A 15,831-nucleotide genomic window follows, 5' to 3' on the forward strand; every position below is an offset into this window, starting at 1 on the left:
AAATCTGTCGTGATTGGTCTGGCTGCGGCGGGGGCAACAGGACACCATGAGCGACATTTCCCGCTTTGCAGGAGCGACACATGTTCAGCCACACGTCCGACAGTCTTCCCAACAGTGACCCTGACCTGTGGGCCGTGATCCAGCAGGAGCACCAGCGCCAGGAGGATCACATCGAGCTGATCGCCTCCGAGAACTACACCAGCCCCGCCGTGATGATGGCGCAGGGCAGCCAGCTGACCAACAAGTACGCCGAAGGCTACCCCGGTCGCCGCTACTACGGCGGCTGCGAGTTTGTCGATATCGCCGAGCAGATGGCCATTGACCGCGTCAAGCGCCTTTTTGCTGCCGACGTGCACGGCTGGGGCGCCAACGTGCAGCCTCACTCGGGGGCGCAGGCCAACGAGGCCGTTTTCATGGCCTTCATGAAGCCTGGCGACACCTTCATGGGCATGAACCTGGCCGAAGGCGGGCACCTGAGTCACGGCATGGCGCTGAACATGTCGGGCAAGTGGTTTAACGTCGTGCCGTATGGCCTGAACGAGCGCGAAGAAATCGATTACGACGCCATGGAGCGCCTGGCGCATGAATCGCGTCCGAAAATCATCATCGCGGGCGCGTCGGCCTATGCCTTGCGGATTGATTTCGAGCGCTTTGCCCGGGTCGCCAAAGACGTCGGCGCGCTGTTGATGGTGGATATGGCGCACTACGCGGGCCTGATCGCGGCGGGCGAGTATCCCAGCCCGATTCCGCACGCCGACATCGTCACCAGCACCACGCACAAAAGTCTGCGCGGCCCGCGCGGCGGCATCATCCTGATGAAGCCGGAGCACGAAAAAGCCATCAACAGCGCCATTTTCCCTGGTCTGCAGGGCGGCCCGCTGATGCACGTCATCGCGGCCAAAGCGGCGGCTTTTCACGAGGCGCTGCAGCCGGGTTTCAGGATCTACCAGCAGCAGGTGGTGAAGAACGCCGCCGCGCTGGCCGAAACGCTGGTGCAGCGCGGTCTGCGCATCGTGTCGGGCCGCACCGAAAGCCATGTGATGCTGGTCGATCTGCGCGCCAAAGGCCTGACGGGCAAGGCCGCCGAAGCGCTGCTGGGCGCGGCGCACATCACCGTCAACAAGAACGCCATTCCCAACGACCCGGAAAAACCCATGGTGACCAGCGGCGTGCGTCTGGGCTCGCCCGCCATGACCACACGCGGCTTCAAAGAGGAGCAGGCCCGCCAGGTGGGCCACTGGATCGCCGACCTGCTCGACGCACCGCAGGACGCCGCAGTGCTTGCGCAGGTGCGCGCGGCGGTGGGCGATCTGACCCGCGCTTTTCCCGTCTACGGCTGACCGGGCTGGACGCCACCATGGCCATCAGCACATTCGACATTTTCAAGGTGGGCATCGGGCCCAGCAGCTCGCACACCGTGGGCCCGATGCGGGCGGCGGCGATGTTCGTGCGCGATCTGCGCGCCAGTTGCTGGCTCAAGGCCACGACGCGTGTCTGCTGCGAGCTGTATGGCTCGCTGGGCGCGACGGGCAAGGGCCACGGCAGCGACAAGGCCGTGCTGCTGGGCCTGGAAGGCCACGAGCCGGACCGCATCGACCCCGACGAGATCGCGCCGCGCATGGCGGACATCCGCGCCAGTGGCCAGCTGCGCCTGGGCGGACGCCAGAGCATCGCCTTCGACGAGAAGACCGACCTGATCTTCCTGCGTCGGGAGACGCTGCCGTTTCACTCCAACGGCCTGCGCATCACGGCCTGGGACGCTGCGGGCCACCCGCTGCTGCAAAAGACCTACTACTCGGTGGGGGGCGGCTTTGTCGTCCAGCCCGATGCGGCCGGTTCGCCCGCCCTGGTGCCTGACGATCGCGTGCTTCCGCACCCTTTTCGCACCGGCGCCGAGCTGCTGGCGCAGTGCCGCACCACCGGCCTGAGCATCGCGGGCGTGATGATGCGCAACGAGCAGGCCTGGCGGCGCAAGGATGCCGTGCGCAGCGGCCTGCTGGAAATCTGGGCGGTGATGCAGGCCTGCGTGCGGCGCGGCTGCGCCACGGAGGGCGTGCTGCCCGGCGGCTTCAAGGTGCGCCGCCGCGCCGCCGAGCTGCACCGCCAGCTCTGCGCTCACCCCGAGGCCGCGCTGCGCGATCCGCTGCAGGTGCTGGATTGGGTCAACCTCTACGCCCTGGCGGTCAACGAGGAAAACGCGGCGGGCGGGCGCGTGGTCACGGCGCCAACCAACGGCGCGGCTGGCATCGTCCCGGCGGTGCTGCATTACGCCACGCGCTTTGGCCCGATGATCAACGAGGCGCAGGTGGTCGATTTCCTGCTGACGGCGGCGGCAATCGCGCTGCTCTACAAGGAAAACGCCAGCATCAGCGGTGCCGAAGTCGGCTGCCAGGGCGAAGTGGGCGTGGCCTGCTCCATGGCGGCCGGAGCGCTGTGCGCGGTCATGGGCGGCACGCCGGAGCAGGTCGAGAACGCCGCCGAGATCGGTATGGAGCACCACCTGGGCCTGACCTGCGACCCGGTCGGCGGACTGGTGCAGATTCCGTGCATCGAGCGCAACGCGATTGCGGCGGTGAAGGCGCTCAACGCGGCGCGCATGGCGATGCGCGGCGACGGCGTTCACCACGTCAGTCTGGACAAGGTCATCAAAACCATGCGCGAGACCGGCGCGGACATGAAAACCAAATACAAGGAAACCGCCCGGGGCGGTCTGGCTGTCAACATCGTCGAGTGCTAGGAGCACCAGCATGCAACATTTTTCGATCTGGTCCCTGCTGCGCAATGCCGTGAGCTATCACGAGGGCTGGCAGCGCCAGTGGCGCTCGCCGCAGCCGCGCAGCGAATACGACGCCGTCATCGTGGGCGGCGGCGGCCACGGCCTGGCCACGGCCTACTATCTGGCCAAGGAGCACGGAATGCGCCGCATCGCGGTGCTGGAGCGCGGCTACCTGGGCGGCGGCAACACGGCGCGCAACACCACCATCGTGCGCTCCAATTACCTCTGGGACGAATCCACCCAGCTCTACGAAAAGGCGATGAAGCTGTGGGAGGGGCTCTCGCAGGACATCAACTACAACGTGATGTTCAGCCAGCGCGGCGTGATGAACCTGGGTCACACCCTGCAGGACATGCGCGACATCGAACGGCGCGTGGGCGCCAACCGGCTCAACGGCGTGGACGCCGAGGTGCTCAGCCCGGCGCAGATCAAGGCCATCGTCCCCTTCATCAACCTGCAGACGCGCTACCCGGTGCTGGGCGCGTCCTGGCAGCCGCGTGCAGGCGTGGCGCGACACGACGCCGTCGCCTGGGGCTTTGCCCGCGCCGCCGATGCGCGTGGCGTGGACATCATCCAGAACTGCGAGGTGACGGGCATCCGGCGCGAGAACGGCGCGGTGGTGGGGCTGGAGACAGCGCAGGGCTTCATCAAGACGCCCAAGGTCGCGCTGGTCGCCGCCGGGCACAGCAGCGTGCTGGCGGCCATGGCCGACATCCGCCTGCCCATCGAAAGCCACCCGCTGCAGGCGCTGGTGTCCGAGCCGCTCAAGCCGATTTTCCCGACGGTGGTCATGAGCAACGCCATTCACGCTTACATCAGCCAGTCCGACAAGGGCGATCTGGTCATCGGCGCGGGCATCGACCAGTACAGCGGCTACGGCCAGCGCGGCAGCTATCACACCATCGAGCACACGCTGCAGGCCATCGTGGAGATGTTCCCGATTTTCTCGCGCGTGCGCATGAACCGGCAGTGGGGCGGCATTGTCGATGTCTCGCCCGACGCCTGTCCCATCATCAGCCGCACGCCGGTGAAGGGGCTGTACATCAACTGCGGCTGGGGCACGGGCGGTTTCAAGGCCACGCCCGGATCGGGCTGGGTCATGGCGCACACCGTGGCCACCGACCAGCCGCACGCGCTCAACGCGGCTTTTGCGCTGGACCGCTTTTACAGCGGCCATCTGATCGACGAACACGGCGCTGCAGCCGTGGCCCACTGAAGGAGTCGCCATGCTGGAAATTCCCTGCCCCTGGTGCGGACGCCGGGCCGAAATCGAGTTCATCTGCGGCGGCGAAGGCAGCATCGTGCGCCCGCTGGACACCGACGCGATGACGGACGAGGCCTGGGGCGATTACGTCTTCATGCGCCACAACCCCAAAGGCCTGCACCACGAACAGTGGCGCCACGCCAGCGGCTGCGGGCGCTGGTTCAACGCCCTGCGCGATACCGTCAGCTACCGCATCCACGCCACCTGGAAGATCGGCGAAACTGCGCCCGACCTGTCCGCCGGAGAACAGCCATGAGCCAGCGCCTGAACCAGGGCGGCCGCCTGGACCGCAGCCGAACCATCCAGTTCACCTTCAACGGCAAAGCCTGCACCGGCTATCGGGGCGACACACTGGCTTCGGCGCTGCTGGCCAGCGGCACACGCCTCGTGGCGCGCAGCTGGAAATACCACCGCCCGCGCGGCCTGCTGGGCAGCGGCGTCGAGGAGCCCAATGCCCTGGTCCAGCTGTTTGGCGGCAACCGCACCGTGCCGAACGCCCGCATGACCGAGGTCGAACTGGTCGATGGCCTGATCGCCCAGTCGGTTCACGCCCGGCCCAGCCTGGAGTTTGACGTGGGCGCGGTCAACGGCTGGTTTTCGCGCCTGATTCCGGCGGGCTTCTATTACAAGACCTTCATGGCCTCGCAGGCGGCATGGCAGTTTTTCGAGAAACACATCCGCGCCGCCAGTGGCCTGGGGTCTTCGCCGACCGAGGCCGACCCGGCGCACTACGACAAGCAGTTCGCGCACTGCGACGTGCTGGTTGTCGGCGGCGGTGTGGCCGGACTGTGCGCTGCGCTGGCGGCGGGCGAGGCGGGGGCGCGCGTCATCCTGTGCGACGAGCAGTCCGAGCCCGGCGGCTGGCTGCTGTCCAGCGACGAGACGCTGGACGGCCAGCCCGCCGCACAGTGGGTGGCGCAGGCGCTGCAGCGTCTGTCGGCCCTGCCCGAGGTGCGTGTGCTGCGCCGCACCACCGCGTTTGGCTTCCACGATCACCACTTTGTGACGCTGGCCGAGCGCCGCGCCGACCACCTGGAGCCCGAACAGCAGCCGCACTGCCGCGAGCGCCTGTGGCGCGTGCGCGCCCGCGAAGTCGTGCTGTGCACCGGCGCGCACGAGCGCACCCTGGTTTTTGCCAACAACGATCTGCCCGGCATCCTGCTGGCGTCGGCAGTCAGCACCTACATCCGGCGCTACGCCGTGCTGCCGGGGCAGCAGGCGCTGGTCTTCACCAACAACGACCACGGCTATGACGCCGCGCTGGCGCTCAAGGCCGCCGGGGCCAGCGTGCAGGTGCTCGATGCGCGTCCGCGATCCAGCGGCACGCTGCCCGCCCGGGCCGTCCAGGCCGGGATCGCGGTGCAGTGGTCCAGCGTGGTCACCGAGGCCGTGGGGCGGCGCCAGGTGCAGTCAGTGCGCGTCCAGAACCTGGACGCCACGGGCGCGCTGACCGGCCCGCAGCGCACCCTAGGCTGCGACCTGCTGGCCATGTCGGGCGGCATGAATCCCGTCATCCACCTGCACAGCCAGGCGGGCAACAAGGCGGTCTGGAACGAGTCGCTGCAGGCCTTCACGCCCGGCAAGCCTTTTCAGGGCGAGCGCTGGGCGGGCGCCTGTGGCGGTGGCGAGGGCCTGCTGGCCTGCGCACGCCAGGGGCTGGAGCAGGGTCTGGCCGCAGCGCAGGCGGCGGGCTTCGAGCCCGGTTCCGCGCCTGCCGAGCCCGTCATCGAGGCGCAGCAGCTCGATCCCATCCGCCCGCTGTGGCTGGTGCCCCACCCGCGCAAGCCCAGCCGCGCGCCCAAGCAGTTTGTCGATTTCCAGAACGATGTGGCCGCGTCCGACATCCTGCTGGCGGTGCGCGAGGGCTTTGAATCCATCGAGCACATCAAGCGCTACACCGCCATGGGCTTTGGCACCGACCAGGGCAAGACGGGCAACATCAACGGCATGGGCATTGCGGCGCAGGCCATGGGCAAGCCCATTCCGCAGGTGGGCACCACCACCTTCCGGCCCAACTACACGCCGGTCACTTTTGGCGCCGTGGCCGGGGTCGAGCTGGGCGCGGTTTTCGATCCCATGCGCTTCACCGCCATGCACGAGTGGCATGTGCAGCACGGCGCCCTGTTCGAGGATGTCGGCCAGTGGAAGCGGCCCTGGTACTATCCGAAGCAGGGCGAGGATCTGCACGCCGCCGTTCACCGCGAGGTGCTGGCCGTGCGCAACGCGGTGGGCACGCTGGACGCGTCCACGCTGGGCAAAATCGACATTCAGGGCCCGGATTCGGCCACCTTCCTCAACTGGCTTTACTGCAACGCTTGGAGCAAGCTGGAGGTCGGCAAGTGCCGTTACGGCTTCATGCTGGACGAGAACGGCATGGTCTTTGACGATGGCGTGACGGTGCGCATTGCCGAGAACCACTTCCTCATGCACACCACCACCGGCGGCGCGGCGCGCGTGCTGGCCTGGATGGAGCGCTGGCTGCAGACCGAATGGCCGCATCTCAAGGTCTACCTCACTTCGGTGACCGACCACTGGACGACGACCGCCGTGGTCGGGCCGAAAAGCCGCGACGTGATCCGCGCGCTGTGCCCGGATGTTGATTTTGACGATGCCGCCTTCCCCTTCATGTCCTACCGCGAAGGCACGGTGGCCGGGGTGGCGGCGCGCATCATGCGCATCAGCTTCTCGGGCGAGCGCAGCTACGAAATCAGCGTGCCCTGGCAGCACGGCCTGCACGTCTGGAAGGCGATTCACGCCGAAGGCCGGGCTTACGGGATCACGCCCTACGGCACCGAAACCATGCACGTGCTGCGCGCCGAGAAGGGCTTTGTCATCGTCGGCCAGGACACCGATGGGTCGGTCACGCCGGTCGATCTGGGTATGGGCGGCATGGTCTCGAAGACCAAGGATTTTCTGGGACGGCGTTCGCTGACCCGCAGCGATACCGCGCGCAGCGACCGCAAGCAGCTGGTCGGCCTGCTGACCGAAGACCCGGCGCTGGTGCTGCCCGAAGGCGCGCAGATTCTGGCCGGGCCCTTCCAGCCGCCGCCCGCGCTCACGCCCATGCAAGGCCATGTCACGTCCAGCTACGCCAGCCCGACACTGGGCCGATCCATCGCCATGGCGCTGCTCAAGGCCGGCCTGGGTCGCATGGGCGAAACCGTGCAGGTCGCCCTGCGCGATGGGCGCAATGTGACCGCCACGGTGGTCAGCCCCGTCTTTTTTGATCCGAAATCGGAGCGCCAGAATGCCTGATCCCACTGATTTGACCGCCGCTTGGCAGACCTGTGCCGCCATCCTCAACCTGCGCGGCAACCCCGATGACGCGGCCTTTCGCGATGGCGTGCGCCAGGCGCTGGGCGCTGATCTGCCTGTGGCCGCGTGCAGCGCCAATCTGGACGCTGGGGCGCAGGCCGGACTGCGCCTGATCTGGGCCGGGCCGGACGACTGGTTTGTGCTCAGCCGCTATGACACCGCCGCTGCGCTGGAACTGCGCCTGCGCCAGGCGCTGGCCGGGCAGCACGTGGCCGTCACGGATGTCAGCGGCGGCTACACCGTGCTGGAGCTGGCGGGCGCAGGAGCGCGCGAACTGCTGGCCCAGGGCTGTCCACTCGATCTGCACCCGCGCCAGTTTCGTGTGGGCCAAAGCGCCGGGTCGGTGTTCTTCAAGGCCTCGGTCTGGCTCTGGCAGACGCAGGACGAGCCGCGTTTCGAGGTGCTGGTGCGCAACAGCTTCCGGGGCTATGTCGCGCTGCTGATCGAGCGTTGCAGCGCAGGCGCGGTGCGCGTCCGCCCACCAGCGATCACTCCCGCCGCTGCGCTGGAGACCCTGCCATGAGCGCCTCTTCGGCCGCGCAGGCCTGCGCCGACCCGCGCTTCATCCTGACCCTGGAAGGGCCCAGCGCGCGGGGCCAGGTCGCCGCCGTCACGGCCCTGCTGGAAGAGCTTGGCGCCTACATCGAAGAATTCTCGGTGTTCGATGACGTGCTGACCACGCGCTTTTACCTGCGCACGCAGGTGCGGCTGCCACCCAGCCCCACGCCCGACATTCAGGCGCTGGAAGCGACGCTCAACCAGCGCCTGGCGCCGTTTGCCGGATCGTGCGGGCGGGTCTACAGCAAGGACACGCCGGTGCCGGTGCTGATCATGGTGTCCAGAACCGATCACTGCCTGAAAGAGCTGTTCACCCAGATCAGCAGCGCCGGGCTGAACATGCGTGTGGTGGGTGTGGTGTCCAACCACACGCTGCTGCAGCCGCTGGTGCAGGCCGAAGGCGTGCCCTTTCACCACCTGCCCATCACCCCCGAAACCAAGCCCGCGCAGGAGGCCGCGCTGTTGGCGCTGATCGAGCAGACGGGCGCCGAGTTCGTGCTGCTGGCGCGCTACATGCAGGTGCTCAGCGATGGCCTGTGCCGCACGCTGCAGGGCCGGGCCATCAACATCCACCACTCCTTCCTGCCGGGATTCAAGGGCGCGCGCCCTTACGAGCAGGCGCACGCGCGCGGCGTCAAGCTGATCGGCGCGACGGCGCACTTCGTCACGCCCGATCTGGACGAAGGCCCCATCATCGAACAGGCGCTGGAGCGCGTGGACCACACCTGCCTGCCCGAACAGTTTCTGCACGTCGGCCGCCACACCGAAAGTCTGGTGCTGGAGCGCGCCGTGCGCCTGGTGGTCGAGCGGCGCGTGTTCGTCAACGGCCAGCGCACGGTCATCCTGCGCTGAGGCTTTGCCCCCACGGCCCAGGCTGCTTTGTGGCCGGGCTATGCTACGCACATGAACCCCAAACTCCCCACCCCCGATCACGACATCCTGCCGGTGCTCAGCCAGCGCTGGAGCCCCTACGCCTGGGCCAGCACGCCCGTAGCGGACGCCGATCTGTACGCGCTGTTTGAGGCCGCACGCTGGGCGCCCTCCGCGTTCAACGAGCAGCCCTGGCAGTTTGTCGTCGCCCGCCAGGGGGACGATCTGCACGCGACGCTGCTGGATTGCCTGGTCGAACCCAACCGCGTCTGGGCCCAGAATGCGCCGGTGCTGGTGCTCAACCTGGTGCGCCAGAGCCTGGCCGCCACGGGCCAACCCAACCGCTGCGCCGAGCACGACCTGGGCCTGGCTGTGGGCAACCTGCTGGCGCAGGCCACGCACCTGGGGCTGTCGGCGCACCAGATGGCCGGCATCCTGCCCGACGTGGCGCGCGAGCGCCTGGCCCTGCCCGAAGGCACGGTGGCGGTCACCGCCATGGTCATTGGCTACGCGGGTCAGGCCAGCAGCCTGCCCGAGGCCCTGGCCGCGCGCGACACCGCGCCGCGCCAGCGCAAGCCGATCGACCAGTTCGTGTCCGGCGCAGTGGGCGCGGCACGCTGATCCGGACAGATCACGCCAGATCGGCGATGAAGCGCAGGCGCACGTAGTCGGCGACCCACTGCTGGCCGTCCCAGAGCTGCGGGCGCAGGCGCTCGCAGACTTCGTCCTGGAAGCGCGTTTTTTGCGCCTCGTCCAGGCGGCGCGTGATGCCCGCGCTGAAGGTGACCAGCCATTCGCGCAGCCCCGACGCCAGCGGCGTGGGCCGCGGGATCAGCGCGATGCGGCGCACATTCAGGCCGTGCGCCTGCAGCCGCGCGGCGTAATCGTCCGGGCTGGGGAAGAACCAGGGGTTGTCGAAGGCCCCAAACTCCGGGTGCTGCGCAAAGGTCTCCTGCATGGCCTGCAGCAGCGCGGCGATGTTGCCCGCACCGCCCATTTCAGCGACAAAGCGCCCGCCGGGTTTGAGCGCCCGCACCACGCCTGCGATGACGGCGTCCGGCTTCAGCATCCAGTGCAGCGCGGCGTTGCTGAAGACGGCGTCAAAGCGCGGCTCAAAGTTCAGCGCAGCGCCATCCATCACTTGCGCGTCCAGCCCCCGGGCCTGTGCGGTGGCGATCATGTCGGGGCTGGCGTCCACGCCCACCACCTGCGCACCCGCCTGCTGCAGGCGCAGCGTCAGAGCCCCGTCGCCGCAGCCCACATCCAGAATCTGTTCGCCGGGTTTCGGGGCCAGCCAGTCCAGCACGGGCTGGCCCAGTTCGGGGACAAAGGCCGCGTGGGTGGTGTACTGCTGGGCGTTCCAGGGCTGGTTCATGCATTCTCCCGGTGATCAGACGAAGAAAAGGAGTACCGCGCAGGCCGAGGCCACGGCCCACAGGACCGAGCGCAGCGTGGCGCGGTCGCTGATATAGGCCCAGATGTAGGCCACGCGCAGCGCCACAAAAGCCAGCGCCAGCGCGTTGACCGCCCCTTGCGCAGCACCATGCTGCTGCGCCACCAGCACGGCGGCGATGAAGAGGGGCAGGGCCTCGAAGCTGTTCATCTGCGCCGCGTTGGCGCGGGCGGCGGCGCCTTGCTGGCGGGCCGTCCATTCGCGCGGGTTGCTGTTGTCGTAGCCCCCGTCCGCCGGCGGGCGACCAAAACCCTGGCGCTTGGCCAGGCCCGCGCAGACGATGGGCAGGAAACAGGCGACAAGGAGGCAGATTTCAGCAAGCGTCATGGTGGGCTTTCGGGGGTGGGGGATCAAAAAGAAGGAAAGGCGCCGTGGCTCACCGCCGCATCAGCGTCGATTTGCCAAACAGCGATTCGACCAGATCAACGGCGACTTCGGCGGTCTGGTTGCGCACGTCCAGCGCGGGGTTGAGCTCGACAATGTCCAGCGAGCCCAGGCGCCCGCTGCCGTGGATCATCTCCATGCACAGGTGCGCCTCGCGGTAATCGGGCCCGCCGCGCACCGTGGTGCCGACGCCGGGCGCCATCGACGGATCGAGGAAATCGACATCGAAACTCACGTGCAGGTGGGTGCTGTCGTCCATGCCGTCCAGTGCGCGTTCCATCACGGCGCGCATGCCCAGCTCGTCGATGGCGCGCATGTCGTAGACATCCAGCCCCTGCTCGTGGACGAAGCGCTTCTCGCCCGCATCCACGCTGCGGATGCCGATCTGGCGCACCTCGTGCGGCGCGATGGCCGGTGCCGCGCCCGCCAGCGTGGTCAACCCGTCGGGGCCAAAACCGCACAGGCAGGCGACCGGCATGCCGTGGACGTTGCCTGATGGCGTCAGCGCGCTGGTGTTGAAATCGGCGTGGGCGTCCAGCCACAGCACGCGCAGTTTGCGGCCGGTGTCGCGGCAGTGGCGGGCCACCGCGCTGATCGATCCGATGGCCAGGCAGTGATCGCCGCCCAGCATGATGGGCAGATGTCCCAGGCGCAGCTGTGCCAGCGTGGCGTCATACAGGCTGCGGTTCCAGGCGATGTTTTCGGCCAGGTGCCGGTAGCCATCCTGCGGCGGCAGGCAGGGGTTGGCCGGGCCGGACAGGTTGCCGGTGTCGATGACACGCAGGCCCTGATGCTCCAGCGCGGTCTGCAGTCCGGCCACGCGCAGGGCCTCGGGGCCCATCGAGGCGCCGCGCACGCCAGCGCCCACGTCGGTGGGCACGCCAATCAGGGCGGCGGTGGTCACAGGGGCAGAAGTCATGATCGGGCTCCGGTCGGGTCAGGTCTTGCGCGCATTGTGCTGCATGGGAAGGGACGCTGAGGCATACTCCCCGCACCTTTGCGCCCTTGCCACCATGACCGACCCCACCGACCTGACTGCCGCGTTCAAATCGTGCATGCGCACCCTGTTCAGCGGGGTGTGCATCGTCACCATGGACGACGGCCCGGAGCGCGGTGGCTTCACCGCCACCTCGGTGACCTCGCTCAGCGCCGAGCCGCCCGCGCTGCTGGTGGCGTGCAACGCCAGCTCGTCCTCGGGGCAGATGGTGGCGCGCACGCGGCGCTTCGCCGTCAATGTGCTGCGCGACGACCAGCGCGACATCGCTGACCGCTTCGCGGGCCTCGGCGGTCACCGGGGCGCAGCGCGTTTCCAGGAGGGCCTGTGGCGCCAGAACAGCGCCGATTCGCCGCCCATCCTGTCTGGCGCTCTGGCCTGGCTGGATTGCGAGGTGGAAGAGCTGCTGACCCGGCACTCCCACCACATCCTGATCGGCCGCGTCACCGCCTGCCACAGCCACAGCGGAGAGCCTTTGCTCTACGGCCACGGCGGTTACCACCGGGGCGTCGGCCTGTAGGCTGACCTGCAGGCCGGACGATTTTCACTGAAGGACGATTCATGATTCTTGCCAGCATCAACCTGGGCCAGGCGCAGCCGCTGCCTGGACACAAAAGCCCCAGCGGCATCGCCAAAAAGCCGGTTGCCGGGCCGGTTCTCCTCGACGCGCAGGGCCTGATGGGCGATGCGGTGTGCAACCGGAGCGTCCATGGCGGCCCCGATCAGGCGGTTTATGTCTATGGCGAACCCGATTACGCCGCGTGGTCCGAACTGCTGGGCCGCACCCTGCCGCCCGGGACCTTGGGCGAGAACCTGACCGTGTCCGGGCTGGACAGCCGCGATCTGGCCGTGGGCGACCGCCTGCAGATCCAGGAGGTGCTGCTGGAGGTGACCGCGCCGCGCTTCCCCTGCGCCACGCTGGCGCAGCACATGGACGACCCCGGTTTTGTGAAGCGCTTTCGCGACGTGGGGCGCCCGGGCGTGTACTGCCGCGTGCTGGAGGGTGGCTTTCTGACGCCGGGCGACGCCGTGCAGATGACGCCGTTTGCGGGCGACCGCATCGGCATGACCGACCTGTTCAGCGACCACTTCCACGCCTCCCGCGACCCAGCCCTGCTTCGCCGCTGGCTGGCCGCGCCGCTGGCCCAGCGCCTGCGGCAGGAGCTGGGGGAGCGGTTGGAGAAGCTGCTTACTGCTTGACGCCGCAGTTGGCCTTTGTGATGTCCTGCGGGGTGCCCAAATTGCTCAAGCGTGCACACAGTTTGCCGTCTGCCGCAAACCCTGCCACAAACTGCAGTTGCGCTCCATTTTTGCTGGGTGCATCCTGTAGCGCAATACCACTTCCACCATCCCTGCCATAGGTAATGCCGGTGTTGGTCGCTATTCCGGTTCGGACGTCCGTATATCCGCTGGCCGAACTTGGCTTGACTTCACTGAGAGCATCAGTGAAGGTGGCCAAGCCAGCTTTGCTGGCGCAGGTGTTGTCGCTGTAGATGACCTCTTTGGTGGTCAATGTATTTGCAGTGCTATCAATCGTGATGGCGTTGCCATTGCCGTAGTAATAGCTGTCGCCGTTCGCTGCGACGGTGCTTCGCTTGTATGTCGATTCACAAGGGACGGTGTACACCCACGTGCCATCAAATGAGGCCGGGATAGCGTTTGAGCTGGCGGTCGATGTCGAGTCACTGCTTCCACCGCCCCCACAGGCGGCCAGCAGCACAGACAGGCATGCGGCGCTGAGCAGCGCAAGGGTGTTGTTTTTCATGGGGTTTCCTTGCTGTTCTGATTTTGAGTCAGTGGGTTATTGCTTGGTGTAGCAGATGGTCTGCGTGCCCGTCCCACTGGGGTTGACGGGAGTCACGCACAGCGTTCCGTTGGGTTTGATCCCTGCGAGAATCGACGGGCTCCCGGCGGTCACCGGTGACTTCAAATCCAGCGAACTGTCGGAAGTGGCTGTGGTTTCTGTCAAGGTGCCTCTGCGTGCAATGACATAGCCTTCCTGAGTGACTTGTTGAAGCTGGCTGGTATCGGCGACATAACGGATTGAGCCCGCTTTGCTGGTGCATTGATTGTCGCTGTACAGAATATCTTCCACGCTAACTGTGTTGTCTGTGCTATTGAAAGTCAGATTGGCTTGGTTTTCATAATAGGAACCATAGCCGGAGTCACTCCGGCGATCATAGGTTCTGTGGCAGGCCATGGGGGCCACCCATTTGCCCGACCAGAAGGCTGGAACGGCTGCCCCTGTATCGACCGGCTTGGAAAAATTCCCATCATCACGAATAGCACAATCGGCGGTACTCAGATCATCCGTCGTGTTCGTGCGGCTGTCTGCAAGGCAGAGTGAACCTTTGCTGTTCAATCCTGCGGTGAATTTACGCTGAATTCCCGTGTGATCGGTTGGCGCTGCTGCAGGAAAAAATCCGACGCCACTCCCATCATCGCCAGAGGTTTGGCTGATCACCGTTGATACTCCGGTCTGGACATCCTGGTAGCTTTCCACAGTGGGAGATTGAAGTTGCTGGAGTGAAATTGTGGTGACTATCGCCCCAGCTTTTTGCGTGCACTGATCATCACTGTATTGAATATCTTTTCCGGCGATAGTCTGTGCCTTGACATCAACTGTGAGCAAAGTGCCGTCACCATAATAAGTGCCCCCGCCGCTCTTGCTGAATGAGGGCTCGCAGGTCGAAGTGAAAATATAGCTTCCCGCCCATGAAGCAGGAAGGCCTGGAGGGTGTGCAGCTGGTTGGTCCGGTGTTCCACTGCTTGAATCGGTGGAAGTGCCTGTGCCGGTTGTCCCCGTCGTGCCAGTTGCTATCCCGGTATCAGCCACGCCAGTATTCGTGCTAGGGGTGCTTGTGCTTCCTACGTCAGCTGTTGTTGTTCCGGTGCTGGTTGTGGCCGTACTACTGCCCCCGCCCCCGCAAGCCGCCAGCAACACAGACAGAGAGACTGCACTCAACAAGGCCAATGTATTCGTTTTCATGAGATTTTCTTGAGCTTGAAAGAGTTGATTACTTCTGTTTGTTTCCGCAACCAGCTTTGGCCATATTGGGAGCCACTTTAAGGTCGCCGTTGCTGGAAGCTCCGCACAGTTGCCCGCTGGCATTGATGCCGAAACTTTGGTTGTTTTGTGCGCCCTTGTAAATGGGTTCTGGATTCAGCGTAAATCCGCTGCCATCGCCATCAGAACTGATTTTTACATTGCTGACGGTTATTACGCCGGTTCGTGCGTTCTGATAGCCATCGAACGAGGCCTGCTTGAACTGGCTGCCATCGAAGGTGACTTCGAGGGCGCCTGCTTTTTGAGTGCATTTATCATCCGTGTAAGCAATTTCTTTGAGTATCAAAGTTTGATCTGTGCTATTGCTGATGAACATTGCGCCCGCATCATAATAATCCCCCGAAGAATCGGTTCGAGGGTAGCTTGGGGTGCAAGGTTCGGGGCTCGCCCACGTCCCGTCCCAAGCGGCGGGGACTGCCCGGGTGTCTTCGGAGGAGCCTCCGCCCCCACAAGCTGCCAGCATCACAGACAGAGAGAGGCTGCTAAACAGCGCCAGCGTGTTCTTTTTCATGGGGTTTCCTTGTGAATGTCAGGTTTGAATGTCTCGCATCAGACGGAAATATCCAAGCCCTGCAAGCCCTTGCCCGAGTCAAAAGCCAGGTCTTTTGTTGGAAAAAAATCACACCTTAGGATGTGAAAAAAGTGTTTGCCAACCCGCCACCCCCAACCCTCGCAGATGACGGATATTCTGTTCATAAATACGATCCGTATCGCCGCGGCGTGCGGCATAGGATTCAATCGCTTCGGCCAGGCTGTCTTCGCGCAGCAGATGCAGCGTGGGATAGGGCGAGCGGTTGGTGCAGTGGCTCATATCGTCTTCGGGCTCGCCCGCGAAGACAAAGCCGGGGTGAAACGGCGCAATCTGGAAAATGCCGTCCAGCTCCAGCGCTTCAAGCAGCGCATCGGTTGCGTCGAGAAACTGGTTGAAATCCAGAAAATCCGGCCACAGGTGCGGCAGCACCAGCAGCGTGGTGTCGCGCGTGCTGGCGGGCAGGTCCGCCAGGGCCTGCAGCTCGGTCTGGAGATCGGCCAGCGCAGCGTCTTCGTCGCGGGCGGCCGACACTGTCAGGTGCAGGCGTCCCGCGTCGAGCACCGGCTTGGCGAAGGGGCACAGGCCCAGGCCCACGACGGCGGCCTCCAGCCAGCGGCG

17 protein-coding genes are annotated in these 15,831 nt (G+C 65.9%); 10 read left to right on the forward strand and 7 right to left on the reverse strand.

The genetic code is table 11. From position 1 onward, the window contains the following. Nucleotides 1–80: 80 nt before the first annotated feature. Genes glyA through RV045_RS12880 form a run of 8 tightly spaced genes read left to right on the forward strand, consistent with a single transcriptional unit; the run spans nucleotide 81 to nucleotide 9,404 of the window. Nucleotides 81–1,340 (forward strand): serine hydroxymethyltransferase, encoded by a 1,260-nt coding sequence (gene glyA, locus RV045_RS12845; RefSeq protein ID WP_423236189.1) that lies wholly within the window; start codon nucleotides 81–83, stop codon nucleotides 1,338–1,340. 17 nt (nucleotides 1,341–1,357) lie between these two features. Further along, nucleotides 1,358–2,737: an L-serine ammonia-lyase gene (locus tag RV045_RS12850; protein WP_423236190.1), complete on the forward strand. Its 1,380-nt coding sequence runs from the start codon at nucleotides 1,358–1,360 to the stop codon at nucleotides 2,735–2,737. Between the two features lie 10 nt (nucleotides 2,738–2,747). Next, nucleotides 2,748–3,992, forward strand: coding sequence for a sarcosine oxidase subunit beta family protein (locus RV045_RS12855; RefSeq protein WP_423236191.1), 1,245 nt, complete (start codon nucleotides 2,748–2,750; stop codon nucleotides 3,990–3,992). A 10-nt stretch (nucleotides 3,993–4,002) separates the two neighbouring features. Then, the gene (locus tag RV045_RS12860) at nucleotides 4,003–4,296 is read left to right on the forward strand and encodes a sarcosine oxidase subunit delta (protein WP_423236192.1); all 294 of its coding nucleotides are present in this window, start codon (nucleotides 4,003–4,005) and stop codon (nucleotides 4,294–4,296) included. Beyond that, a complete protein-coding gene (locus tag RV045_RS12865; RefSeq protein ID WP_423236193.1) occupies nucleotides 4,293–7,295 on the forward strand; it encodes a sarcosine oxidase subunit alpha family protein in 3,003 nt (1,000 codons plus the stop codon). Before RV045_RS12860 ends, RV045_RS12865 begins: the two co-directional genes overlap by 4 nt. Beyond that, nucleotides 7,288–7,878, forward strand: coding sequence for a sarcosine oxidase subunit gamma (locus tag RV045_RS12870; protein ID WP_423236194.1), 591 nt, complete (start codon nucleotides 7,288–7,290; stop codon nucleotides 7,876–7,878). Before RV045_RS12865 ends, RV045_RS12870 begins: the two co-directional genes overlap by 8 nt. Then, complete coding sequence (locus tag RV045_RS12875; protein ID WP_423236195.1) at nucleotides 7,875–8,765, forward strand: formyltetrahydrofolate deformylase; 891 nt, start codon at nucleotides 7,875–7,877, stop codon at nucleotides 8,763–8,765. The genes RV045_RS12870 and RV045_RS12875 overlap by 4 nt, the downstream gene beginning before the upstream one ends. 51 nt (nucleotides 8,766–8,816) lie before the next feature. Next, complete coding sequence (locus tag RV045_RS12880) at nucleotides 8,817–9,404, forward strand: nitroreductase family protein (protein ID WP_423236196.1); 588 nt, start codon at nucleotides 8,817–8,819, stop codon at nucleotides 9,402–9,404. A 10-nt stretch (nucleotides 9,405–9,414) separates the two neighbouring features. Here RV045_RS12880 and RV045_RS12885 read toward each other — a convergent pair whose 3' ends face one another. The 3 genes from RV045_RS12885 to rocF are packed head-to-tail and all read right to left on the reverse strand — an operon-like array spanning nucleotide 9,415 to nucleotide 11,539. Beyond that, nucleotides 9,415–10,158: a class I SAM-dependent methyltransferase gene (locus tag RV045_RS12885; protein ID WP_423236197.1), complete on the reverse strand. Its 744-nt coding sequence runs from the start codon at nucleotides 10,156–10,158 to the stop codon at nucleotides 9,415–9,417. 15 nt (nucleotides 10,159–10,173) lie between these two features. Next, nucleotides 10,174–10,563 (reverse strand): MAPEG family protein, encoded by a 390-nt coding sequence (locus tag RV045_RS12890; protein WP_423236198.1) that lies wholly within the window; start codon nucleotides 10,561–10,563, stop codon nucleotides 10,174–10,176. 49 nt (nucleotides 10,564–10,612) lie between these two features. Then, nucleotides 10,613–11,539 (reverse strand): arginase, encoded by a 927-nt coding sequence (rocF, locus tag RV045_RS12895; RefSeq protein WP_423236199.1) that lies wholly within the window; start codon nucleotides 11,537–11,539, stop codon nucleotides 10,613–10,615. 94 nt (nucleotides 11,540–11,633) lie between these two features. On the opposite strand from rocF, the gene RV045_RS12900 reads away from it, so the two are divergent. Together RV045_RS12900 and RV045_RS12905 are read left to right on the forward strand one after the other, a co-directional pair. Next, nucleotides 11,634–12,134: a flavin reductase family protein gene (locus RV045_RS12900; protein WP_423236200.1), complete on the forward strand. Its 501-nt coding sequence runs from the start codon at nucleotides 11,634–11,636 to the stop codon at nucleotides 12,132–12,134. A 41-nt stretch (nucleotides 12,135–12,175) separates the two neighbouring features. Continuing rightward, nucleotides 12,176–12,814, forward strand: a complete 639-nt coding sequence (locus RV045_RS12905) for an MOSC domain-containing protein (RefSeq protein WP_423236201.1) — start codon at nucleotides 12,176–12,178, stop codon at nucleotides 12,812–12,814. Here RV045_RS12905 and RV045_RS12910 read toward each other — a convergent pair. The 4 genes from RV045_RS12910 to RV045_RS12925 form a co-directional block, all read right to left on the reverse strand. After that, entirely contained in the window at nucleotides 12,804–13,379 is a 576-nt protein-coding gene (locus RV045_RS12910) for a hypothetical protein (protein WP_423236202.1), read from the reverse strand. The genes RV045_RS12905 and RV045_RS12910 overlap by 11 nt on opposite strands. A gap of 36 nt (nucleotides 13,380–13,415) precedes the next feature. Continuing rightward, nucleotides 13,416–14,603, reverse strand: a complete 1,188-nt coding sequence (locus RV045_RS12915; RefSeq protein WP_423236203.1) for a hypothetical protein — start codon at nucleotides 14,601–14,603, stop codon at nucleotides 13,416–13,418. A gap of 28 nt (nucleotides 14,604–14,631) precedes the next feature. Further along, complete coding sequence (locus RV045_RS12920) at nucleotides 14,632–15,192, reverse strand: hypothetical protein (protein WP_423236204.1); 561 nt, start codon at nucleotides 15,190–15,192, stop codon at nucleotides 14,632–14,634. A 108-nt stretch (nucleotides 15,193–15,300) separates the two neighbouring features. Further along, nucleotides 15,301–15,831 (reverse strand): DUF1415 domain-containing protein (locus RV045_RS12925; RefSeq protein WP_423236205.1); only part of this gene is annotated, 531 nt, incomplete at its 5' end.

The sequence above is a fragment of the Amphibiibacter pelophylacis genome (assembly GCF_037688875.1).
In the GTDB taxonomy this organism is placed as follows: Bacteria; Pseudomonadota; Gammaproteobacteria; order Burkholderiales; family Burkholderiaceae_C; genus Amphibiibacter; species Amphibiibacter pelophylacis.